General features: G+C 70.4%; 21 protein-coding genes. 15 read left to right on the top strand and 6 right to left on the bottom strand.

All coding sequences use genetic code 11. The annotated features are described in order from the left end of the window. Positions 1-79: 79 nt before the first annotated feature. The 3 genes from K8556_RS30685 to K8556_RS30675 are packed head-to-tail and all read left to right on the top strand — an operon-like array spanning position 80 to position 3,180. Complete coding sequence (locus K8556_RS30685; protein WP_223743660.1) at positions 80-1,123, top strand: hypothetical protein; 1,044 nt, start codon at positions 80-82, stop codon at positions 1,121-1,123. Positions 1,124-1,129: 6 nt separating this feature from the next. Next, positions 1,130-2,014, top strand: coding sequence for a DUF4129 domain-containing protein (locus K8556_RS30680; protein ID WP_223743659.1), 885 nt, complete (start codon positions 1,130-1,132; stop codon positions 2,012-2,014). After that, on the top strand, positions 2,011-3,180 hold the full coding sequence (locus K8556_RS30675; protein WP_223743658.1) for a DUF4350 domain-containing protein: 1,170 nt from the start codon (positions 2,011-2,013) through the stop codon (positions 3,178-3,180). The genes K8556_RS30680 and K8556_RS30675 overlap by 4 nt, the downstream gene beginning before the upstream one ends. 85 nt (positions 3,181-3,265) lie before the next feature. Here K8556_RS30675 and exoP read toward each other — a convergent pair whose 3' ends face one another. The 5 genes from exoP to exoL all read right to left on the bottom strand — a co-directional run bounded on the left by exoP (position 3,266) and on the right by exoL (position 9,050). After that, entirely contained in the window at positions 3,266-4,468 is a 1,203-nt protein-coding gene (exoP, locus tag K8556_RS30670; protein WP_120548248.1) for a spore coat polysaccharide biosynthesis glycosyltransferase ExoP, read from the bottom strand. An 87-nt stretch (positions 4,469-4,555) separates the two neighbouring features. Then, a complete protein-coding gene (locus K8556_RS30665) occupies positions 4,556-5,617 on the bottom strand; it encodes a glycosyltransferase family 4 protein (protein ID WP_223743657.1) in 1,062 nt (353 codons plus the stop codon). A 34-nt stretch (positions 5,618-5,651) separates the two neighbouring features. Then, positions 5,652-6,182, bottom strand: coding sequence for a serine O-acetyltransferase (locus tag K8556_RS30660; RefSeq protein WP_223743656.1), 531 nt, complete (start codon positions 6,180-6,182; stop codon positions 5,652-5,654). 103 nt (positions 6,183-6,285) lie between these two features. Next, positions 6,286-7,803, bottom strand: a complete 1,518-nt coding sequence (locus K8556_RS30655) for an oligosaccharide flippase family protein (RefSeq protein WP_223743655.1) — start codon at positions 7,801-7,803, stop codon at positions 6,286-6,288. Then, positions 7,800-9,050 carry a spore coat polysaccharide deacetylase ExoL gene (exoL, locus tag K8556_RS30650; protein WP_370639988.1) on the bottom strand — a complete coding sequence of 417 codons (1,251 nt, stop codon included), beginning with the start codon at positions 9,048-9,050 and terminating at the stop codon, positions 7,800-7,802. Before exoL ends, K8556_RS30655 begins: the two co-directional genes overlap by 4 nt. Positions 9,051-9,460: 410 nt before the next feature. Between exoL and ccmA the strand changes: the two genes are divergently transcribed. The 12 genes from ccmA to K8556_RS30590 all read left to right on the top strand — a co-directional run bounded on the left by ccmA (position 9,461) and on the right by K8556_RS30590 (position 18,901). Further along, on the top strand, positions 9,461-10,126 hold the full coding sequence (ccmA, locus tag K8556_RS30645; RefSeq protein WP_223743654.1) for a heme ABC exporter ATP-binding protein CcmA: 666 nt from the start codon (positions 9,461-9,463) through the stop codon (positions 10,124-10,126). Beyond that, positions 10,123-10,827 (top strand): heme exporter protein CcmB, encoded by a 705-nt coding sequence (locus K8556_RS30640; RefSeq protein WP_223743653.1) that lies wholly within the window; start codon positions 10,123-10,125, stop codon positions 10,825-10,827. Before ccmA ends, K8556_RS30640 begins: the two co-directional genes overlap by 4 nt. A gap of 3 nt (positions 10,828-10,830) precedes the next feature. Continuing rightward, positions 10,831-11,544 (top strand): cytochrome c biogenesis protein CcsA, encoded by a 714-nt coding sequence (ccsA, locus tag K8556_RS30635; RefSeq protein WP_223743652.1) that lies wholly within the window; start codon positions 10,831-10,833, stop codon positions 11,542-11,544. 2 nt (positions 11,545-11,546) lie between these two features. Then, positions 11,547-11,714: a hypothetical protein gene (locus K8556_RS30630; RefSeq protein WP_167510780.1), complete on the top strand. Its 168-nt coding sequence runs from the start codon at positions 11,547-11,549 to the stop codon at positions 11,712-11,714. A gap of 4 nt (positions 11,715-11,718) precedes the next feature. Beyond that, entirely contained in the window at positions 11,719-12,213 is a 495-nt protein-coding gene (locus tag K8556_RS30625; RefSeq protein ID WP_206797175.1) for a cytochrome c maturation protein CcmE, read from the top strand. Next, positions 12,210-14,234 (top strand): heme lyase CcmF/NrfE family subunit, encoded by a 2,025-nt coding sequence (locus K8556_RS30620; RefSeq protein WP_223743651.1) that lies wholly within the window; start codon positions 12,210-12,212, stop codon positions 14,232-14,234. The genes K8556_RS30625 and K8556_RS30620 overlap by 4 nt, the downstream gene beginning before the upstream one ends. Continuing rightward, the gene (locus tag K8556_RS30615) at positions 14,231-14,791 is read left to right on the top strand and encodes a redoxin domain-containing protein (RefSeq protein ID WP_223743650.1); all 561 of its coding nucleotides are present in this window, start codon (positions 14,231-14,233) and stop codon (positions 14,789-14,791) included. Before K8556_RS30620 ends, K8556_RS30615 begins: the two co-directional genes overlap by 4 nt. Before the next feature lie 158 nt (positions 14,792-14,949). Beyond that, positions 14,950-16,185, top strand: coding sequence for a zinc ribbon domain-containing protein (locus K8556_RS30610; RefSeq protein WP_223743649.1), 1,236 nt, complete (start codon positions 14,950-14,952; stop codon positions 16,183-16,185). Between the two features lie 115 nt (positions 16,186-16,300). Then, positions 16,301-16,804, top strand: coding sequence for a cytochrome c-type biogenesis protein (locus tag K8556_RS30605; protein ID WP_223743648.1), 504 nt, complete (start codon positions 16,301-16,303; stop codon positions 16,802-16,804). 3 nt (positions 16,805-16,807) lie between these two features. After that, a complete protein-coding gene (locus tag K8556_RS30600; RefSeq protein ID WP_223743647.1) occupies positions 16,808-17,764 on the top strand; it encodes a tetratricopeptide repeat protein in 957 nt (318 codons plus the stop codon). Between the two features lie 69 nt (positions 17,765-17,833). Then, positions 17,834-18,343, top strand: coding sequence for a hypothetical protein (locus tag K8556_RS30595; protein WP_223743646.1), 510 nt, complete (start codon positions 17,834-17,836; stop codon positions 18,341-18,343). A 3-nt stretch (positions 18,344-18,346) separates the two neighbouring features. Further along, entirely contained in the window at positions 18,347-18,901 is a 555-nt protein-coding gene (locus tag K8556_RS30590) for a hypothetical protein (RefSeq protein WP_223743645.1), read from the top strand. 3 nt (positions 18,902-18,904) lie between these two features. Here K8556_RS30590 and K8556_RS30585 read toward each other — a convergent pair whose 3' ends face one another. Continuing rightward, positions 18,905-19,867, bottom strand: a complete 963-nt coding sequence (locus K8556_RS30585) for a D-2-hydroxyacid dehydrogenase family protein (protein WP_223743644.1) — start codon at positions 19,865-19,867, stop codon at positions 18,905-18,907. Positions 19,868-19,887: the final 20 nt, after the last annotated feature.

The following is a 19,887-nucleotide window of genomic DNA, read 5'->3' as shown; positions in this document are numbered from 1 at the left end:
GCGCGGCGCAAGCGGATGCCTGGGCCTTGCTCGTGATGGGTGAACCCGTGCGCTGAAGGCGGCGCTATGCTGCGCGGCCGTGACGCCCTCCCCGACCTCCGTTGAGCTGCGCCCCCTCGCCATCGGAGAAATCATCGACCGCGCGGCGACGTTCTGGCGCGCGCACCTGAAGCCCCTGTTCGTGCTGGTCCTGGGGTTCGACCTGCTCAACTACATCGCGGTCAAGGCGTTCACCGTCGCGATGACGCGCACGGTGGGCGTGCTGCCCGGGCTGGGCAAGGCCCCCTCGGGCGCGGATCCCTCACAGACCCTGGCCCAGTCCGGCATCGTGTTGGGGCTGATGCTCGTGCTGTATGTGTTCCTCGTGTGGAACTTCTGGGTGGCCACCACGGCGGCGGCCCGGTACGTGATTCCCGCGCGGCTGGGGGAGCCGGTGCGTCCCTCGGAAGGGCTGCGGCGGGCCGTGTCGCGCCTGGGCACGCTGACCGCGACCTATCTGCTGTCCATCGCGTGGGCCGCGGGGGTGACGCTCCTCTTGTGCCTGCCCGGCTCGCTCATCATGGGGATGGGCGTGGTCGCGGCCGTGACAGGGAGGGGCACGGGCGGCGGCACGGCGCTGAGCATCGCGCTGATCATCATCGGCGCCATCGTGCTGGGGCTGGGCGCGCTGGCCGCGGTGCTCTGGTACTTCCTGCGCTTCATGCTCCTGCCCCCCGTGCTGGCCATGGAGGACGTGGGCGCGTGGGCGGCCTTCAAGCGCTCCGGGGCCCTGTTGAAGGGCCGCGTCGAGCCGGGCTTCATGGGCCGGGGCACGGTGCGCGCCATGGTGCTGTCCACGGTGGTGGGCGGCATCCTCATCGCGGTGAGCCTGGTGTCGGGGCTGCCCGCGTGGATCGTCCGGCTCGCCTATGGCGGCAACCTGTTGGATCCGGCGGCGCAGGCGGCCATTCCGCAGGCGCTGCTCGTCCCCGCGGAGCTGTTGCAGGTGGTGGGGCAGTCCTTCTTCACGCCGCTGAGCTTCGTGGTGTCCGCGTTCTTCTACGTGGACATGCGCGTGCGCCGCGAGGGCCTGGACCTGGAGCGGCGGATCGCGACCGCGGAGCCGGCGACGCCGTCCCCCTGACCGCCCGTGCCCGCCCTGCCCCTCGTCCTCCTGCTGGCTGCCCTGCCCCCGTGCGCGGACCGGGAGGCCGTGTCGCGTCGGCTCGAGGACACGGCGCGCTCGCAGCCCGCCGCGTTCAACGCGGAGGTGAACCGGCTGGTGGAGGCCCTGGACGGCGTGCCCCTGCCACCCGGAACCTCCGGACAGACGCAGCCTGAACGAGCCCGGCAGCTCACCGTGTACCTGGAGGCCGTGTGCGCGCTGGACGCGGAGCCGTCCGTGTCACCCGGCGTGACGAGCGAACCGGAGCGGCTGCACGCCATCCTCGACCGGCCGGAGTTCGCGAGAGCCCGGCAGCGCAACAGCGACCTGCTGACGCGCCTCTTGCGCGAGTTGCAGAACTGGCTGGAGAGCCTGTTCGAATCCCGGGGCGCGCAGGGCTTCGCGGTGGCCACGCGCGCGGTGATGCTGGGGCTGGCGCTGGCGGTGGTGTTGTTCGGAGTGCTGAGGGTGCGCTGGCGCCGGAGCAGGAAGACCGTCACCGCGCCGGGAGTGGAGGGCGAAGCCGCGCCCCTGGATCTGGACACACCCGGAGAACACCTGGGCCGTGCGCGCACCGCGCTGGAGACGGAGGACGCGCGCGAGGCCATCCGCGAAGGCTTGTTGGGCCTGTTGTCCACGCTGGAGCAGCGCAAGCTGGCGCGGCCGGACCGCGTGAAGACGAACCGGGAGCTCGCCGCGGAGCTGCCCACACGAGGCGCCCCCGCACGCGTGACGGGTGAAGTGGAGCGGCTGGTCGGCTGGTACGACCGTGCCTTCTATTCGCTGGAGCCGGTGTCACGCGAAGAGGCCACGCGCTTCGTGGAGTCCGTGGAGCAACTGCACGGCTCGCTCGCGGAGGTCCGCCCGTGAAGAACGCGCGCGTCGCGGTCGTCCTGGGGTTGATGATCGCCGTGGCGCTGGCGGTGGGCCTGGCCTCGCACGAGGCCCCGCCGGATTCCCCCGTGCCGTCCGTCACGAACCCGGGCCCGTTGGGGCTCAAGGCCCTCTTCGTCTACCTGCAAGAACGCGGACGGGACGTCAGCGCGCAGACGTCGTCCCTGGACTCGCTTCCCGCCGGCACGCGCACGCTGGTCATCGCCGCGCCGCAGGCCCAGCCCGTGACGAAGGAGGAGGTCGCCGCGCTGGAGCGCTTCGTCCGGGGCGGCGGCACGCTGGTGTACCTGTCTCCGCATGCGCTGGCGGAGCACCAGCCGGGCATGGAGGACTGGCTGCACATCGTCTCTGGCGCGCTGCCCGGCACGAACCACCAGGGCCTTGCCTCCGAATGGGTGGATCCCGCGGGCGTCACCGTGGACGTGTGGCTGCCCGCGGGCGCGCTGCGCGACCTGTCGCTCCTGCGCGTGGCCCGGGACCGGAGCATCCGGTTGGAACACGAGGACGCGGTGCCGCTGGCGGGCCTGGGCAGCGCGGGCGTGCTGTGGCGCTGGGGCTTGGGCCAGGGCGAGGTCTACGTCGCCGCGGGCCCGGACCTCGCGGAGAACCGGCGGCTGGAGCTGCTCGACAACCTGCGGTTCTGGGATGCGCTCGCCGCGCGCGGCCCCCTGCGCTTCGACGAGTTCCACCACGCGGTCATCACCCGCCCGCCCCTGTCCCAGGGCCTCTGGGTCTTCATCGCGCAGAGCCTCGCCGTGGGGCTCGTCTACGTCGTCTCCCGAGGCACGCGCTTCGGTGCCCCCCGCCCCGTGCACGTGGAGCGGCACCGCTCGTCTCGCGAGTACGTGCGCTCCCTGGGCTGGCTCATGCGCCGCGCGAAGGTGGAGGCGGAGCTGCTGCCGGAGCTCGACACCGGCCTGCGGCGCCTGATGCACGAGCGCCTGGGCATCTCCCCCTCCCTGCCGGACACGGAGGCCGCGCGGCTCCTGGAGGAGACCTGCGGCGTGCCCGCGCGCGACTACCTGGACGCGAAGGAGGACCTGCTGCGCACGAAGGAGCGCACCCCCATCCGCCCCGCCGACTACACCCGCCTCGCCCGCCACTACGCCCTGTTGGAGCGCCGCGTGACCGGCCGCGGGTGACCTCCGGGAATGACGAAGGCGCGGTGCCCGGGGCGCTCGCACGCTCCGGACCCGCGCCCTCTTGTCGCCCGGTACCGGACCGGACCTACAGCTTCTTGCCCGCCGCGAGCATCGCCTCACCCACGTGCTGACGGATTTCGGCGACGCGCGCCTCCCAACTCTCGTGGAAGATCTTCTCCGCGCGCTCCCGGTTCGGGCCCGGGTTGTCCGCCAGCGCCGCGTTGACCTGCTTCACGTAGTCCTCCGGCGTGGTGGCGATGCGGCACAGCCCCACCTTGCGGACCTCCGGCAGGTCGGACGACACCACCGGCAGGCCGGACGCCAGGTACTCGCGCACCTTCAGCGGGTTGGAGTTGAGCGTCAGCTCGTTGATGACGAACGGGTTGAGCGCCACGTCGAACGCCTTGTTGTAGCCCGGCAGGTCCGCGTACGGCTTGCGCCCCAGCATGTGGATGTTGGGCACCGCGCGCAGGCGGCTGTCGTCGCAGTCCGGCGTCGTCTTGCCCACGATGACCACCGAGCCCTCCGGGTGCGCCTTCGCGCACGCGATGATGGCGTCCTGATCAATCCAGTCCGCCACCAGCCCGAAGAAGCCGATGATGGGCTTGGGCAGCTTCGCGATGTCCTCCGGAATCTTCGTCGCCGGGTCGCACGCCTTCACGAAGTGCGAGAAGTCCGTGCCGTGGCGCACCAGCACCGTGCGCGGGTTGAGGCGCTTCTTGTTCTCGTACAGGCGCTCCGCGGACGTGATGCACATGTCCGCGCGGCGCAGCAGGCGCTCCTCCAGCTCCGCGATGTGCTTGCCGTTCGTGTCGCTGAACGCGGAGAACTCGTCCACGCAGTGGTACACGACGAAGTCCTCGCCCAGGGTGCCGGACACCGGCGCGGACGCGGGCAGGAAGCTCCAGGAGATGGGGCGCTCGAACTTCAACTGCTTCATCGCGCGCAGCACCTGGAGCCGCAGCAGGTGGCGGTTCGCCTGGCGCACCGTCTCCGAGCCGTAGAACGGAATCGCCAGCGGCGCCAGCACGTGCAGGTTGGGCTCCACCTCGCGGATGCCCTGGGTGAACGTCTTCAGCTTCTTGATGATCCGCTGCGCGTCGTGCGCGTTCGCCTTGGGCGCGCGGTTGCCAATGCTGTTCACCCACAGCACCCGGTTGTCCCGCGAGAGGATCCGCATGATGTGGACCTTCGACAGCGGATCCCCGTCCCAGTCGTTGGAGAACACCACCAGGTCCCGCCCACGAAGGGCCCGCTTCGACAGGTCCATCTCTTCACTGCGCCGCATCGTCTGCTCCTGAAGTCAAAAGTTCCGTGCTGAAAGCCCTGAAGCGCGCCCTCTCCCTCGAAGGCGCCCCAACCCGTCCCCACTCCGTCACGCCGCGTTCACGGTTCCTGCACCCGCCATGCCGGACGGCAGCAACTCCGCGTACAAGTCCAGCATCACCGGCCCCGCATCCGGAGCCGTCACCTTCGCCGGGCCCGCCGCCAGCGCATCGCGCACCGCCTGCGCCAGCGCCCGCGCGTCCCCGGCCTTGAACAACCGCGTGCCCTCCGGCCGGCCGCACACGTCGCTGGCCACGCACGGCACGCCCAGCGCCAGCGCCTCGCGCACGGAGATGGAGTCCCCGTCGTGCGTCGTGGGCCGGATGAAGACGTCGCTCTGGGAAATGAGCCCCAGCGCCTTCGCGTGCTCCAACTCGCCCAGGTCCTCCAGGAGCCCCGCCACGCCCAGCTCGCGCGCGTCGCGGATGAACTCCTCGGAGCGCGTGCCCGGGCCGAACAGCGCCAGGCCCACGCCCGGGTGCGTCTCCGCCACGAGCTTCAGCGCGCGGAACATCTGCTTGCGCCCGTACACGGGCGAGGGGTGGTGCGCCATCGCGATCAGCGGATGGCGCCGGGCCCGCGCGGCCTCCACCTCCGGCGTCACCGGGCCGGGCTGGACCTGCGAACCGCAGAAGGCCGGATGCACCAGGACCTTCTCCGCCGGCACGCCGCACGCGACCACCGCGTCGCGCACCGCCGGAGAGACGGCCACCACCCGCGCGTAGCCCGCCAGCGCCGTGCGCGCGAAGGCGCGCCGGGCCTGCGACTCCGCCAGGTAGTCCGGGATCAACCCCGAGTGCAGCGTGATGACGCGGGGCGAACGCGGCCCGGGCATGGTGCCCACCAGCGCCGCCAGCACCCACGCCTTCGGGTTGTTGCCGCTGGTGTGCAGGTGGACCGTCCAGCCCGCGGCGGTGAATCCCGCGAGCCGCAGGCCGAAGGCGGCGGCGCCGTGCACGGGGAGGACGTCCGGAGCCGGCCGGCCACCCTTCCCGATATCGAGCACCTTCGCCTCGACCCCGCGGTCGCGCAGAAATTGATGGAGTTGACGGACGTGGATGGCCACGCCCCCGTACGGCGGCGGGTAGTCCCCGACGAGCAGCACGCGCATGAAGGAAGTCCCCTTCTCCAACGAAGCGAGGTGCCTAGCGCGCGGAAGCCTGCGCGGAGGGGCGTGGAACCTGGGTGAGCTTCGGCGTCGTCCGCGTGGGCAACAGGCCCATCTCACGCTGGTACGTGGTCAGCGGATCCGCGTCCTGGCGGATGAGCTTCGCGGGCACGCCCGCCACCACCGCGCCCGACGGCACGTCCTTCACCACCACCGCGTTGGCGCCAATCACCGCGAAGTCGCCCACGTGGATGTTGCCCAGCACCTTGGCGCCCGCGCCGATGCGCACGTAGTCGCCAATCACCGGCGCGCCCTCCAGCCCGGAGCGTCCGCCAATGGTCACCTGCTGCGAGATGAGGACGTGACGGCCCACCTTCGCCGCCTTGTGGATGACCACGCCAATCCCGCCGTAGCCCAGTTGCGTCCCCTCGCCCAGCTCCGCGTCCTCAGGGATGTAGGAGCTGTGCAGGTAGTAGATGGCCTTGCGCAGGACCGCGGGCAGCAACGGCACGCCGCGCTTCTTCAGTCCATGCGCCACCCGGTACAACGTCATCGCGTCGAATCCCATCACGCCTCTCCTCGCCCTCACCCGAACTCCGTGACGCCTGGAAGGTAGGTACCCACGCGTGGGGAGGGAAGTGCCCCCCACGCGTGCGGTACCCGACGGTGGATCAGGCCGTCCGGCGGGGGCGGAGGGACTGCAGTGCGCTCCAGGGACGAACGCCTTGCGCATACAGGCCCACCACGTACCCCACCACGAAGAGCAGCCCCGCCACCGCCAGCGGCAGCACCCGCCACAGGAACCCCGCCGGCAGGTTCACCCACGTGTCGTGCACGCCGGAGCGCAGCAGGAAGATGCTCCCGCCCGCCGCGAACGCCGCCAGCGACGCCTGCGCCAGCTCCCGCCACGGGATGACGTCCTTGAGGCCCAGCTTGCGCTCGGGCGTGGACAGCGCGCGCGGCACGCGGATGAGCAGCATCCCCTTGCCCACCATCTCCGCCAGCGCCCAGGACGCGATGCCGCCCATCATCCCGAAGTGCTTCACGCCGAACCACAGCAGCGGCACCGTCACCACCGCCTTCACCAGGTACGACGCGAAGATGGCCCGCGTCTGGCCCCGGGCCCGGAGCGTCCCGTCCATGGGCAGGATGGACAGCACCACGCCCAGCACGCTCACCCGGAAGATGGGGACCGCGGGCAGGAACTTCTGGCCGAACATGGCCCCCACGAACTCCGGCGCCGCCGCGAAGAGGAACGCCGCGAAGGGCAGGAACACGTACGCCAGCTTGCCGGCCGCCTCCCGGAAGGCCTCCACGCCCTCCTCCAGCCGGCCCTCGCGCTCCAGTTCGCCCAGGCGCACCATCAGCACCTCGCTGGTGGGCGTGTAGAGCAGGTCCACCACCGGCAACTGGAAGCAGCCCACCCGGTAGAGCGCGTACACCGCGGGGGCCACCACGCCCGCCACCGCGTACATGTGCGCGTTCTGCTGGGGGATGGCCAGGCACATCGCCGCGCCAAAGGGCGCCGCGTACACCAACTGCTCCTTGAACAGCTTCCAGTCCACCAGCGGGCCCGTGGATCCACGCAGGGACACCACCCACGTGGCCACGTAGCGCAGGCCCGCGAAGCAGGCCACGGCGATCATCATCCCGTGCAGGGAGAAGCCCAGGAGCGGCGGCAGCACCATCACGCCCGAGCGCACCGCGTCCGACGCCAGGTACACCACCGCGGACGCCTTCGTCTTCCCCTGGCTGGTGAGCGAAATCTCCAGCGGGTAGCTGCCCAGGAAGAACGCCGTGTAGAGCGCCAGCGCCGCGCGGTGGTTCATGAGCGCGGGGTTGTTGAAGTAGGCCGCCACGTGGCCCAGGAAGAACCACACCAGCCCCGCCGCCACCACGCCCGCGCCCGTGACGAAGAGCAGCGCGTGGCCCAGGTACGGCCGCTTCGCCTCCGCGCGGGGCAGGAAGTAGTAGAGGCTCTGCGCCACGCCGAACGGCAGCACGTACGACAGCGTCGTGGCGATGAGGAACAACTGGTAGTAGGTGCCGTACTCGTCCAGGTGCAGCACCCGGGCGAGCACGAGCGGGATGGACAGCGTCAGCCCGGCGGTGAACAACCGGGCCAACACCAACGGGCCGGCCCGCCCCAGGAACGACGGGGACGGGGCCGGCTTGGGTGACGCACTCACTGGAGCTCCTCCGGCTTCGCCGCCTCCGGGGCAAGGGCCACGTTCGGCGCCACCACGACCTGCGCACCCGTCACCGCGGCCGCAACCCGGGGGTCCGTCACGATCACCGGAGCTGTCACGTCCACGACTTCCACCGGCGTCGCCCGGGCGAGCGCGGCCTCCGCGGCGGCGGCCTCCTGGACCAGCACGTTGGTGGTGCCCGTCGCCTGCGACAGCACGTGGGGCCGGCGGCCCAGCACCGGGTGGCTCATGCCCAGGACGCCGAAGCAGTCGTCGAACTGGCACACCGTGAGGGACGAGGAGTAGTCCCCCATCATCCCCAGGCTGAAGTTCTCCCACATCACCTTGCGCTTCAGGGTGAACGGGTCGCCGCCCACGCGGTTGGGCAGGTCCTCCGTGGTGACGCCGGAGCGGAAGCCGTTCTGGCTGAGCACGCGGATCATCTCATCCGAGTACCAGCCGTTGCAGTACGCGAAGTCCTTCACCTGGACGCCCACCTCGCGCTCGATGGTCTGCTTGGACTCCAGGATCTCCTTCTCCACCACCGCCGTGGGCTCCAGCGTCAGCACCGTGTGGCCCAGCGTGTGCGCGCCGAACTCGAAGCCGTCGCGCGCCATCTGGCGCACCTCGTCCCAGTTCATCACGTCGCCCTGCTCGGGCAGGAGGTCCGCGCCGCCGCCCAACTGCTGCTCCAGCGCGTCGATGATGCCCGTGAGCACGCGCGTCGGGTGCTCGCCGATGAAGTCGTCCAGCGCCGCGGACGTCGTCTTCTGCCCGGTGAGGATGGGCCCCAGCAGCTCCACCGACGGGCCGGGCATGGTGGCGTAGTCCGGACGGAAGCGGCGCTCCTGCACGCGGCGCAGCAGGTGGAACAGCCGGTCGTGGTTGAAGCGCTTGTCCGTGTTGATGAACGCCGTGGGCAGGTAGGTGATGGCCGGCACGCCCATCTGCTTCAGCACCGGGTACGCGTACCGGTACACGTCGCGGTAGCCGTCGTCGAACGTCACCACGAACAGGTCCTTCTTCGCGGCGCGGCGGCCCGCCATCACGTCCACCGCGTCGCCAAGGCTCGCCAGCTCGAAGCCCGCCGCGTGCGCCTGCTCCAGGTGACGGCGGAACGTCTCCTGGGAGATGAGCAGCCCCGGGATGGAGCGCTGCAGCTCCCCGGTGAAGTCGCTCACCACGCGGTGGTAGCTCACGATGAGGATGCGCCGGCCCCCCGACTGCGAACGGCGGTACGCCGCCATCGCCTTGCGCGCCCCGCTGTAGTGGAGGAATCCCGCCGCCGCCGCCTTCGCCGCCCGCCGCAACACCCTGCCTGCCATCACGCCTCCCTCGCGGCTTTCGCCGTCTGCCCGCTCCCCCCAATGGAGCGGGCCCCGCGCCGCCTGTGTGCATGCTGGATGCCAGGGCAGGAAGGTGGTGGAAATCACCCGTAACCCCGGGAAACCCCGTGCCCTGGAGGGCAGGAACGCACCTGTGGGGGTCGTACCTGGGTGTACCAGGGCAGTCGAGCGCCCACCCGTGGCGAAAACCTTTCAGCCCCCCGGCGAAAGCGGCGGAAGAAGCAGGCGTAAAAACTTCTTGTCCTCCGGCGGGCGACCCCGGGGGTTTCACTGGTGAACAACGGGGTTTAAGGCTACGAAACGGCCCGCCGATGCCTCCTCTCCCCTCTGGATCAGCGCCCGCGCTCGCCCTCCATGACGTGAGCAAGCGCTATGGACGAAGGTGGGCGCTGGCGCGGCTCACCTACGCACTGCCCGCTGGCCGCTCCCTGCTGCTCACCGGCCACAATGGCTCCGGGAAGACGACGCTCCTGCGCCTCGTCGCCACCGCGCTAGGGCCCACCGCGGGCCGGGTGGAGGTGCTGGGCCGGGACGCCGTGACGGACCGTGAAGCGGTGCGCCGTGACGTGGCGCTCCTGTCCCACGCCAGCTTCCTCTACGAGGACCTCACCGCGCAGCAGAACCTGATGGTGCTGGGGCGCCTGTTGGGCGTGGACGCGCCGCGGGACGTCGCGGACGCGCTGCTCAACCGGGTGGGCCTCAACCGCCGCACGGACAGCCCGGTGCGGGGCTTCAGCGCGGGCATGCGCAAGCGCCTGGCCATTGCGCGACTGTTGCTGAAGGCACCGGCCCTCGCCCTCCTGGACGAGCCCTTCGGGGAGCTGGACCCGCAGGGCATCCAGGACATGGAGGGCGTCATCGCGGAGCTGAAGGCGGGCGGAACCACGGTGGTGCTGGCCACGCACCTCATCGAACAGGGCCTGAGCCTGTGCGAGGAACGGCTGCACCTGCAGGACGGCCGGGCGGTGGCGGCATGAGCCCCCCGAACGCGAAGCGCCGCCCGGGCCTGCTGACGACGACGCTCGTCCTGATGCGCAAGGACCTGCTCATCGAGTGGCGCACCCGCGCGCGGCTCAACGCCCTGGTGTTCTTCGCCATGGCCACGCTGCTCCTCTTCTCCTTCGCGCTGGGCCCGGACACGAAGCTGCTGGAGCGCAACGCGGGCGGCTACCTGTGGCTGGCCATCCTCTTCGCCAGCGTGCTGTCCCTGGGCGAGTCCTTCCGCGTGGAGACGGAGAACGCCTGCCTGGACGGCGTGCGGCTGGCCCCGGCGGACGCGCGCGCCATCTTCCTCTCCAAGGCGCTGGGCAATGCCCTGCTGCTGTTGGCACTGGGCGTGCTGCTGGTGCCGGTGATGGTGGCCTTGTACGGCGTGCGCATCGTCACCGGGGTCGGTGACCTGGCGAGCATCCTGGTCCTGGGCAGCCTGGCGCTCAGCGCCCCGGGGACCGTCTACGCGGCCATCTCCAGCAATGCCCGGGCCCGGGATGTGCTGCTGCCTCTGCTATTGTTCCCGCTCGTCATCCCGGCCCTCCTCTCCGCCGCCAAGGGCACCACGCTCGTACTCCAGGGTGACCCGATGCAGCAGTTGGGCTCATGGCAGGGGCTGCTGCTGGGGTTCAATCTGATTTACTGGGGCGTGGGCTTCGTGCTGTTTCCCCGGGTCATCGAGGACTGAAGGATGAACAAGTTCGTCAAGTTCGGGTTGCCGGCGCTGACGCTGGCGCTGCTGGGCGCGGGCTGGTGGCTGGGGCTCGCGTGGGCGCCGCCGGACCGGGAGATGGGCGAAGTGCAGCGCATCATGTACGTCCACGTGCCGCTCCAGTGGATGGCCATGATGGCCATGTTCATCAACTTCGTGGCCGCGGTGACGTACCTCATGCGTCAGTCGTGGAAGACGGACGCGATGGCGGAGGCCTCCGCGGAGGTCGGCCTGCTCTTCGGCACGCTGGGGATGATCACCGGCTCCATCTGGGGCCGCCCCACCTGGGGCGTGTACTGGTCGTGGGATCCGCGCCTGACGTCGGAGGCCATCCTGCTGGTCTCCTACACGGGCTACCTGGTGCTGCGGCGCTTCGTGGAGGACCCGGAGAAGCGCGCGGTGTGGAGCGCGGTGGTGGCCATCATCGGGGCCATCAACCTGCCCATCGTGTGGTTCTCCGTGCGCTGGTGGCGCAGCCTCCATCAGGTGCAGTCCAGCCCCAAGACGGTGGACCCGCAGATGGTGCTGCCCCTGCGCGTGTCGGCGTTCGGCATGCTGGCGCTGCTCATCGTCTTCATGGTGCACCGCTACCGCATCGCGCTCGCGGAGCGGAAGGCGGAGGTGGCGCTGCCGGAGGCGCTGCCCACGGATGACCCCGCGCTGCGCGCGTCCCATTCCTCGAAGGTGGCCTGAACATGACCTCGCTGACGTCTTTGATGCTGCTGGCCCAGGTGGGCAGCGGCCGGCTCCAGGGCGGCTGGGGCTATGTGTGGGCCTGCTACGGCATCTCCGTGGCCGCCTTCGTGCTCTACTCGGCGTCCCTCTGGGCGCGCCGTCCCCGCGCCACCGACTCGAAGGAGTGAGCCCATGACGCCCGTCAACCGCAACCGCCTCATCGCGCTGGGAGCCCTGCTCTTCGCCGGCGCCGGCCTTGGCTTCATCGCCTTCGGCAACATCGGGGACAACCTCGTCTACTACTGGAGCCCGTCGGAGCTGCTCTCCAACGGGGACAAGGCCTACACGGCCACCATCCGCCTGGGCGGCGTGGTGCAGCCGGGCAGCATCCAGTGGAACGAGGGCCACACCACCCTGGACTTCCGCGTGGCGGACGGCCCGAACGCGGACGCGAAGAGCGTGCACGTGCGCTCGCTGGAGACGCCCCCGCAGATGTTCCGCGAGAAGATCGGCGTCGTGGTGGAGGGCACCTACGACAAGTCCGGCGTCTTCACGTCCAACCGGCTGATGGTGAACCACTCCAACGAGTACCGCGCGCCCAAGGAAGGCGAGGAGCCGCGCAAGTGGCAGGACACGCTGGCTGAAGGCGCCACCACCGCGACCGCGACTCCGCCGGGGGCGCCGTGAACGGAATGCTGGGCTACGGGCTGGTCCTCGCGGGCCTGGCCTTCGCCGCGTTCGGCGCCATCCTGGGGCTGGTGGGCGGCATGCGCCGCAACGACGCCAGCTACCCCTGGGTGCTGCGCGCGGTGTGGGGCTTCGCCGCGTGCATGGTCGGCAGCAACCTGGTGATGGTGGAAGCGCTCATCAACCACGACTTCAGCGTGAAGTACGTGGCCCAGGTGGGCAGCCGCGCCACGCCGCTCATCTACACCATCGTGTCGCTGTGGAGCGCGCTGGAAGGCTCCATCCTCTTCTGGGGCCTCATCATGGGCGTGTACCTGGCGGCGTTCGCCTGGGTGCACCGCAAGGAGCACGCGCGCTACATGCAGTTGGCGCTGGGCACCATGCTGGCCGTGGGCGTCTTCTTCGCGTTCCTCATCGCGGGCCCCGCCAACCCCTGGGGCGCCGTGTCGCCGGTGCCGGCGGACGGGCCGGGCCCCAACCCGCTGCTGCAGAACCACTTCCTGATGATCATCCACCCGCCCATGCTCTACGCGGGCTACGTGGGCATGACGGTGCCGTTCGGCGTCGCCGTGGCGGGCCTGCTGCGCGGGGAGATTGGTGAAGCGTGGATGGCGCCCCTGCGGCGCTGGACGCTCATCGCGTGGATGTTCCTCACGCTGGGCATCGTGCTGGGCTCGTGGTGGGCGTACGCCGTGCTGGGCTGGGGCGGTTACTGGGCGTGGGACCCGGTGGAGAACGCGTCGTTCCTGCCGTGGCTGACCGCGACGGCGTTCATGCACTCCACCATGGTGCAGGAGCGCAAGCGGATGCTGAAGCTGTGGACGCTGAGCCTCGCGCTCGCGTCGTTCGTGCTCACCATCCTGGGCACGTTCATGACCCGCTCCGGCATCTTCAACTCGGTGCACTCGTTCACCCAGTCGGACATCGGGCCCACGTTCCTGGTGTTCATCGCCATCCTGCTGGTGGTGTGCATTGGCCTGCTGGCCACGCGCGGCCACCTGCTGGCGCCGGAGGGCCGCCTGTCGTCGATGATGTCGCGCGAGGCGAGCATCCTGGTGAACAACCTGGTGTTCGTGGCCATCACCTTCACGGTGCTTTTGGGCACGCTCTACCCGCTGGTGTCGGAGGCCGTGCGCGGCATCCGCGTGAGCGTGGGCGAGCCGTACTTCAACAAGATGGCCGTGCCGGGCGGCATCGCGGTGCTCTTCCTCATGGGCGTGGGCCCGGTGCTGCCGTGGGGCACGCCGGACAAGGCCACGCTGCGCCGCCAGTTCCTCATCCCCAGCGTGGTGGGCGGGGTCATCACGATTGCCTGCTACGCGGCGGGGCTTCGCGGCGTGTACCCGCTGCTCACGTTCGGCCTGGCGGGCTTCGTCACCCTCATCACCCTGCGCGAGCTGGTGGTGCCGGTGCGCGTGCGCATGACCGAGCGCAAGGAGGGCTTCGTCACGGCGCTGACCACCGCGACGGGCAAGGCGCGCCGGCGCTTCGGCGGCTACGTGGTGCACCTGGGCATCGTGCTCATCATCGTCGCCGTGGCGGCCTCCAGCGCGTACGTGAAGCACACGTCCGGCACGCTGAAGAAGGACGGCACGATGATGCTGGACGGCTACCAGTTGAAGTACGTGGGCCTGTCCAGCGGCGAGGAGCCGCACCGCACCTACGTCGCCGCGCGCCTGGAGGTGACGGCGCCCAACGGCGACGTGACGGAGCTGCGCCCGCGCATGAACTACTACGAGCGGAGCACGGACCCCGTGGGCACGCCCGCGGTGCGTGAGTCGCCGAAGGAGGACCTGTACATCTCCCTGATGGCCTTCAGCGAGACGACGGGCACGGCGAGCTTCAACGTCTGGGTGTTCCCGCTGGTGGGGTGGATCTGGTACAGCCTGCCGCTCCTGCTGCTGGGCACGCTCATCGCCGTATGGCCTTCGCGCCGGGCGGCGGTGCTGCGCGCGGACGCGGCGCCGGTGGGCGCGGCGCCTCCCCTGCCGGGCACGGACGCCGAGCGGGGTGCGGCGTGAAGCGCTGGCGGCTTCCCCTGGTGTTCGCCGCCGTGGGGGCGGCGCTGCTCTTCGTCCTCTTCCAGGGCTTCGGGCGCGACCCGCACGAGGTGCCCTTCATGCTGAAGGGCGCGCCCGCGCCGGCGTTCTCGCTCAAGCCGCTGGACGGCGGCGACGCGGTGACGCTGGCGGACCTGAAGGGCCGGCCGGTGGTCATCAACTTCTGGGCGTCGTGGTGCGGGCCCTGCAAGTACGAGCACCCGGTGCTCGAGTGGGGCGCGCGCGAGCTGGGCGCCCAGGCCGTGTTCATGGGCGTCGTCTTCGAGGACACGGAGCCCAACGCGCGCGACTTCCTGCGCCGCATGGGCGCGAGCTTCCCGCAGTTGATGGATGAGCGCTCGCGCATGGCGGTGGACTACGGCGTCGCGGGCGTGCCGGAGACGTACTTCATCGACGCGCAGGGCATCATCCGCGGCAAGCACGTGGGTCCCATCGACCCGCAGACGCTGGCCACGCGGGTGAAGGAGCTGTCCCAGCCCGCGCCCGGCAAGACCGCGGAAGCCGCGCGCCGGGACTGAAGTCAACGGGAGCCCGCTCGGAAGGCAGGCACCCGGGGACCCCCAGGGGGAGTCCCGGGGCCGCCTCGCGGGAGGCCTGGAATCCGTAGTAAGTCCCTGCTGTCGGCGTCGTTCGCGAGGGCTTCCCCCGGCCCCTGCTCCAGCGAGGTGGGCTTCCCATGCAGTGCCCCGAGTGCGGTGAAAGCGCGGCGGACGTCCGCCTGATGTACTGCGAGAACTGCGGCGCGAAGATGCCCGCGCGCCCCGCGCCCCCGCCCCGCGCCAGCAGCGCCAGGAGCCAGCGTCCCAGCCGCCCCATGACCGAGCCGGCCTACGCGGCGGAGATATTGGACGAGGAGGAGGAGGCCCGGCGGCAGGGCAGCGGCGCGCCCCCCCCGCGCGGCTCCAAGGCGCAGCCTCCCCCTGACGAGGCCTTCGAGGACGAGGATCCGTACACAGGGCCCCGCTGGCTGAAGGACGTGCCGGGTCACTCGCAGAGCGTGCTGGGCGTGGGGCTGGTGGCGTTCTCGCTGGTGCTGTCCATCCTGCCCTTCTTCCCCAGCGTGGGCGTGCTGGGGACGCTGCTGACGCTCGTGGGCAGCGTGGCGCTCGTCGCGCGGGAGCTGCGCCGGGACGGCAACGCGCCCGGCTGGGTGGACTCGGTGCCGCTGGTGCTGATGCGGCCGGAGATGCCCGCCGCGTTCACGCTGCTGCTGGTGGCGCTGTCGGTGCGGCTCCTGTCCGGGTTCAACCTGCTCTTCCCCCTCTGGGCGGCGGGGACGCTGCTCATCGCCGTGGAGCAGTACAAGCTCGTCATCGCGGAGCCGGACGGCGTGGCGCGCCACTTCGACCCGCGCTCGCTCCTGGGCTTTCCCCGGGTGCTGGCGCTGGCGGGCGTGGCGGTGTGCGTGGTGGCGCTCTTCCTGTCGTGGGGCAAGGTGACGGCGGACGGCTCGCCGGTGCCAGACAACGCGCCGGTGCCGGGCAGCGTGCGTGGGGGGCCGCCGGAGCTGCGCGTGATTCCCTCGACGCGGCCCTCGGATGACTCGCTCTACAGCGCGGGGGGCGGCGTCGCGTCGCGCTCGGGCTGGGACCTGCCCCTGTCGGAGCTGCCGCTGCTGGCGCTCCTGTCGGTGCTGGTGCTCGCGGCGCTGCGGCCGGACGTGGAGCGCCCGGCCTTCCTCAGGTGGGCGCCGGTGGGCGCGGTGAGCGTGAGCCTGCTCTGGGCGCTCGCGGGGGTGAAGCTCGCGGTGGGGCCCATCGCGTTCCTCGCGGGCCTGGGGGCGGTGGGCTTCCACGCCGTGCGCCACGCGCTGGGCCGCGACGCGCCGGCGGAGTACCTGCCGCCCGAGGACGACCCCTACGACCCGGACCAGGACCTGGAGACCGAGCCGGACTCGGGCTACCGGGGCTAGGCCCCTCGCCTTTCCGTCGGAGGGGCTGCCCGGGCGGCGGGCGTGCGGCCCAGGATTCCGTGTGCAATACCCGTCAGGGGGCGGTAGTTAGGGACGGCCCCCGCTGGAGCCCCCGATGAATGCCGTCCTCGTCTCGTTGACCCTCGCCCTGAGCCTTGCCACGGGGCAGTTCGCGCCGCAGCAGGCCGCGAGTGAACCGCTCGCGCCGGCCCAGGAGGCGCGGGTCCAGCAGTTGGCGAAGAAGCTGCGCTGCGCGGTCTGCCAGGGCCTGTCGGTGGCGGACAGCCCGTCGTCCATGGCGCGCGCGCAGTTGGACAAGGTGCGCGAGCTGGTCTCCGACGGAAAGACGGACACCGAGATCGTCGACTACTTCGTGGCGCGCTACGGCGAGTGGGTGTTGCTGGAGCCGCGCGCGGAGGGCTTCAACTGGTTCGTGTGGCTGGGGCCCGTCGCGCTGGTGCTGGGCGGCCTCTTCGTCATCCTGAAGCAGCGTCAGCCATTGCCCGAGGGCGCCGCGCCCGCGGACGCCGCGCCGGTCCCCTCCCCTTCCACGCCCGCGCCGTCCACGGACGAAGCGGACCCCTACCTCCAGGCCGTGCGCCGGGAGCTGGAGCGCTAAGCCATGCAGCCCGAGCCCACCAACTGGTTGCCCGGAATCATCGTCCTCTCGGTCGCCTTCGTGCTGGCGGCCGCGTGGCTCCTCTACATGAAGATGAAGACGGGGAGCGCGCTGCCGGACACGACGCCGAAGACGGACGGCACGGTGGACGACCTGGCGCAGCGGGCGCAGTCGCTCATCGAGCAACTGCGCACGCTGGAGGCGGAGAAGCACCACTTCACCGCGGAGCACTACACGGCGGAGAAGGCGCGGCTGGAGAAGGAAGCGGCCGCGGCGCTGCGCGCGAAGGACGAGCACCAGAAGCGGCAGGCGGCGGGAGCGAAGGCGCCCGCGCGCAACGTGCCGGCGCCCTCCGGTTGGGCGTCGCGCAACCCGCAGATGGTGGGCGCGATGTGGGGGGCGGGCGTGGTCGTGTTCTTCGGCGGGCTGGGCTACCTGCTCGTGTCGGAGCAGAAGCCGCGCGAGGAGGGCCAGATGGGCACGGGCGCGACGCCGCCGGGCATGGCCCAGCAGCAGATGCAGCAGATGCCCGAGGTGAACGACGAGCTGGAGCAGGCGCGTCAGCGGCTGGCGTCGAACCCGGGCGACGTCGAGGCCGCGTCGATGTTGAGCCACGAGCTCATCCGTCAGCAGCAGTTCGACGAAGCGCTGAAGGTGACGCTGAAGGGCCTGGCGGTGGATCCGTTCAACGTGGAGCTGCGGGTGCACCGGGGCGTGCTGCGCGCGGCGTCGCAGGGCGACCTGCAGGGCGCGGAAGCGGAGCTGACGGAGCTGGTGGACACGTGGCCGGACGCGCAGGAGGCGCTCATCTTCCTGGGCAGCCTGTCGCTGCGCCGGGGCGACAAGGCCGGAGCGCTGGAGCATTTCGAACGCTTCACGGTGGAAGTGCCCAAGAACATGCAGCCGCCGCAGTTGGCCCCCGCCATCGCCCAACTGCGCGCTGAGGTCGCGCAGCAGTAGGCGTAGGCTGTGCGCCGTGAGGGGCCGGGCTTCCGGCCCCGTGAAGTGTGTCACCCCTGGAGGTGGGCCATGGGTGCATCCGGCTGCTGGAAGGCCACTGTCACGCTGTGCGGCGTCGCGTTGTCATCCGCCTGCGCGACGGGCGGTTCCGCGACGTATGTGGAAGGCGCCCTGCGCCCCCGTCACTTCGTCTTTCATGAAGTGGTGAAGCAGCGCGGGAAGAAGCCGGGCGGATGGATGGCGGCATGCCTCCACGTCGGCATCGCCCGCGACACGGGAGAATTGTTCTACTGCAGGTTCGGCGTGGAGATGCCCATTGCCAATGGTGCGCAGGGAGCGATCTCCATGGAGCAAGCCCAGAGCCTCTCCGCGAGCTGCGCGAACCAGGCAGCAAGGGTCACCTTTTCTGGTGTGACGCCAGCTACGCCGATCGGAATCGCCTGTGAGGAGTTCAAGACTTTCTACGAACTCACGCTCAAGGCTGCCATTGCGGGTGCACGTGTTCCCAAGGTCTGTGCCCAAGGCATTGAGCCCGTGGTCGTGACCCCCACGGGGCCGACCACCAGCGGAGGCAGGTAGCCCATGGTTCCATCCACCAAGGTGTTGCTGGAGATAGCGAGAACCTATTGGCCCTCGTATGAAGATCCCAATCAGGAACCCAGCCCCGAAGAACATGTGCTTCATGCACTCTGGCGCAAGAAGCTCGCGGAGCCTGGGCCCTGGGACGTATTGATGGATCAGCTCGATCAAGCATTTCCCCAGAACCCCATCGGAGACATCACGACGTCTCGGGATGGATGCTTCTGGTGCGCCATCTATCCAAGTCGTGACCGTGAGCGTTCCGGACTGCACTGGGTCTACGTCGGCTGCGCCAGCATCATCGCGCCGGTCTACACGGTGTATCGGGTCCAGTTTGAATACGGCGAGCGCCGCATCTTCCGGCAGCTCGACCTGGAGCCTCCCGCGGTGGAGCCAGCGGTCACGATGGCGAGACTCATGGAGTCCACGATGGGGTTGAGCCTGCTGCCCCCAGATATCGCCAACCATCCAGCACCCGTCTTCGTGGGCTGGAAGTCCCCTCCGAAAACGACGCTCTTCCACGCCCTCTTCACCAGCTATCCAGACAACCTCCCCTGAGCCTCACCCCAGCCTGCGGATGGGCGCACCGTCGAGGAACGCGCGGATGTCCTCCACGGCTTCACGGAAGTACGTCGCGTAGTTCCCCTGGGACACGTAACCCAGGTGCGGCGTGGCGAGCAGGTTCGGCAGCTTCCGCAGCACGTCGTCCACGGGCACCGGCTCTGTTTCAAAGACATCCACCGCCGCGCCCGCGATGACACCCTGCTGCAACGCCTCCACCAGCGCCGCCTGATCCACGATGGCCGCGCGAGACGTGTTGATGAGGTACGCCGTGGGCCGCATCCTCGCGAGCTCCGCGCGCCCCACCAGCCCCCGCGAGCGCTCCCCCAGCACCAGGTGAATGGACACGAAGTCGCTCGTCTCCAGGAGCGCCTCCTTCGACGCGGGCCGCGTCACCCCCACCTCCGCGGCCCTCGCGTCCGTGAGGTTCGGGCTCCACGCGACCACGTCCATCCCAAACGCCGCGCCCACCCGGGCCACCCTGCTCCCAATCTTCCCCAAGCCCAGGAGCCCCAGCCGCTTCCCGTGCAGGTCCACGCCCACGGAGTGCTGCCACGGGCCGCCCTGCCGGAACGCGGTGCTCTCCCCCACCACGTTCCTCGCGAGCGCCAGCAGCAACGCCCACGTCAGCTCCACCGGAGGCTCGGTCGCGCTCGCCGTCCCGCACACCGTCACGCCGCGCGCGGTGGCCGCGGCCACGTCGATGGACGCATTCCGCATCCCCGTCGTCACCAGCAGCCGCAGCCGTGGCAGCCGTTCAATCAGCGCCTTCGGAAACGGCGTGCGCTCCCGCATGACGACGAGCAGGTCGAACGGCGACAGCGCCGCGACCAACTCCTCCTCACCGGAGAAGTGCTCGCGGAACACCGTCACCTCGACCTGTCCGCTCACGGAAGACCAGTCCGCGAGCCTTGTCGAAACACCCTGATAGTCATCCAGGACGGCGCAGCGCAGCTTCTCCATGGCACCCGCCAGGATCCGCC

It is taken from the genome of Corallococcus sp. AS-1-12, from assembly GCF_020036995.1.
Lineage (GTDB): Bacteria > Myxococcota > Myxococcia > Myxococcales > Myxococcaceae > Corallococcus.
This window is presented reverse-complemented; position numbering and strand designations above follow the sequence as displayed.

Coding starts and splice junctions, on each gene's coding strand:
- K8556_RS30625 (WP_206797175.1), top strand. CDS start 11,719: ATGACGCCCGTCAACCGCAACCGCCTCATCGCGCTGGGAGCCCTGCTC.
- K8556_RS30585 (WP_223743644.1), bottom strand. CDS start 19,867: ATGGAGAAGCTGCGCTGCGCCGTCCTGGATGACTATCAGGGTGTTTCG.
- exoP (WP_120548248.1), bottom strand. CDS start 4,468: ATGCGGCGCAGTGAAGAGATGGACCTGTCGAAGCGGGCCCTTCGTGGG.
- K8556_RS30610 (WP_223743649.1), top strand. CDS start 14,950: ATGCAGTGCCCCGAGTGCGGTGAAAGCGCGGCGGACGTCCGCCTGATG.
- K8556_RS30605 (WP_223743648.1), top strand. CDS start 16,301: ATGAATGCCGTCCTCGTCTCGTTGACCCTCGCCCTGAGCCTTGCCACG.
- K8556_RS30640 (WP_223743653.1), top strand. CDS start 10,123: ATGAGCCCCCCGAACGCGAAGCGCCGCCCGGGCCTGCTGACGACGACG.
- K8556_RS30665 (WP_223743657.1), bottom strand. CDS start 5,617: ATGCGCGTGCTGCTCGTCGGGGACTACCCGCCGCCGTACGGGGGCGTG.
- K8556_RS30590 (WP_223743645.1), top strand. CDS start 18,347: ATGGTTCCATCCACCAAGGTGTTGCTGGAGATAGCGAGAACCTATTGG.
- K8556_RS30595 (WP_223743646.1), top strand. CDS start 17,834: ATGGGTGCATCCGGCTGCTGGAAGGCCACTGTCACGCTGTGCGGCGTC.
- K8556_RS30600 (WP_223743647.1), top strand. CDS start 16,808: ATGCAGCCCGAGCCCACCAACTGGTTGCCCGGAATCATCGTCCTCTCG.
- ccmA (WP_223743654.1), top strand. CDS start 9,461: ATGCCTCCTCTCCCCTCTGGATCAGCGCCCGCGCTCGCCCTCCATGAC.
- exoL (WP_370639988.1), bottom strand. CDS start 9,050: ATGGCGGCGTACCGCCGTTCGCAGTCGGGGGGCCGGCGCATCCTCATC.
- K8556_RS30660 (WP_223743656.1), bottom strand. CDS start 6,182: ATGGGATTCGACGCGATGACGTTGTACCGGGTGGCGCATGGACTGAAG.
- K8556_RS30630 (WP_167510780.1), top strand. CDS start 11,547: ATGACCTCGCTGACGTCTTTGATGCTGCTGGCCCAGGTGGGCAGCGGC.
- ccsA (WP_223743652.1), top strand. CDS start 10,831: ATGAACAAGTTCGTCAAGTTCGGGTTGCCGGCGCTGACGCTGGCGCTG.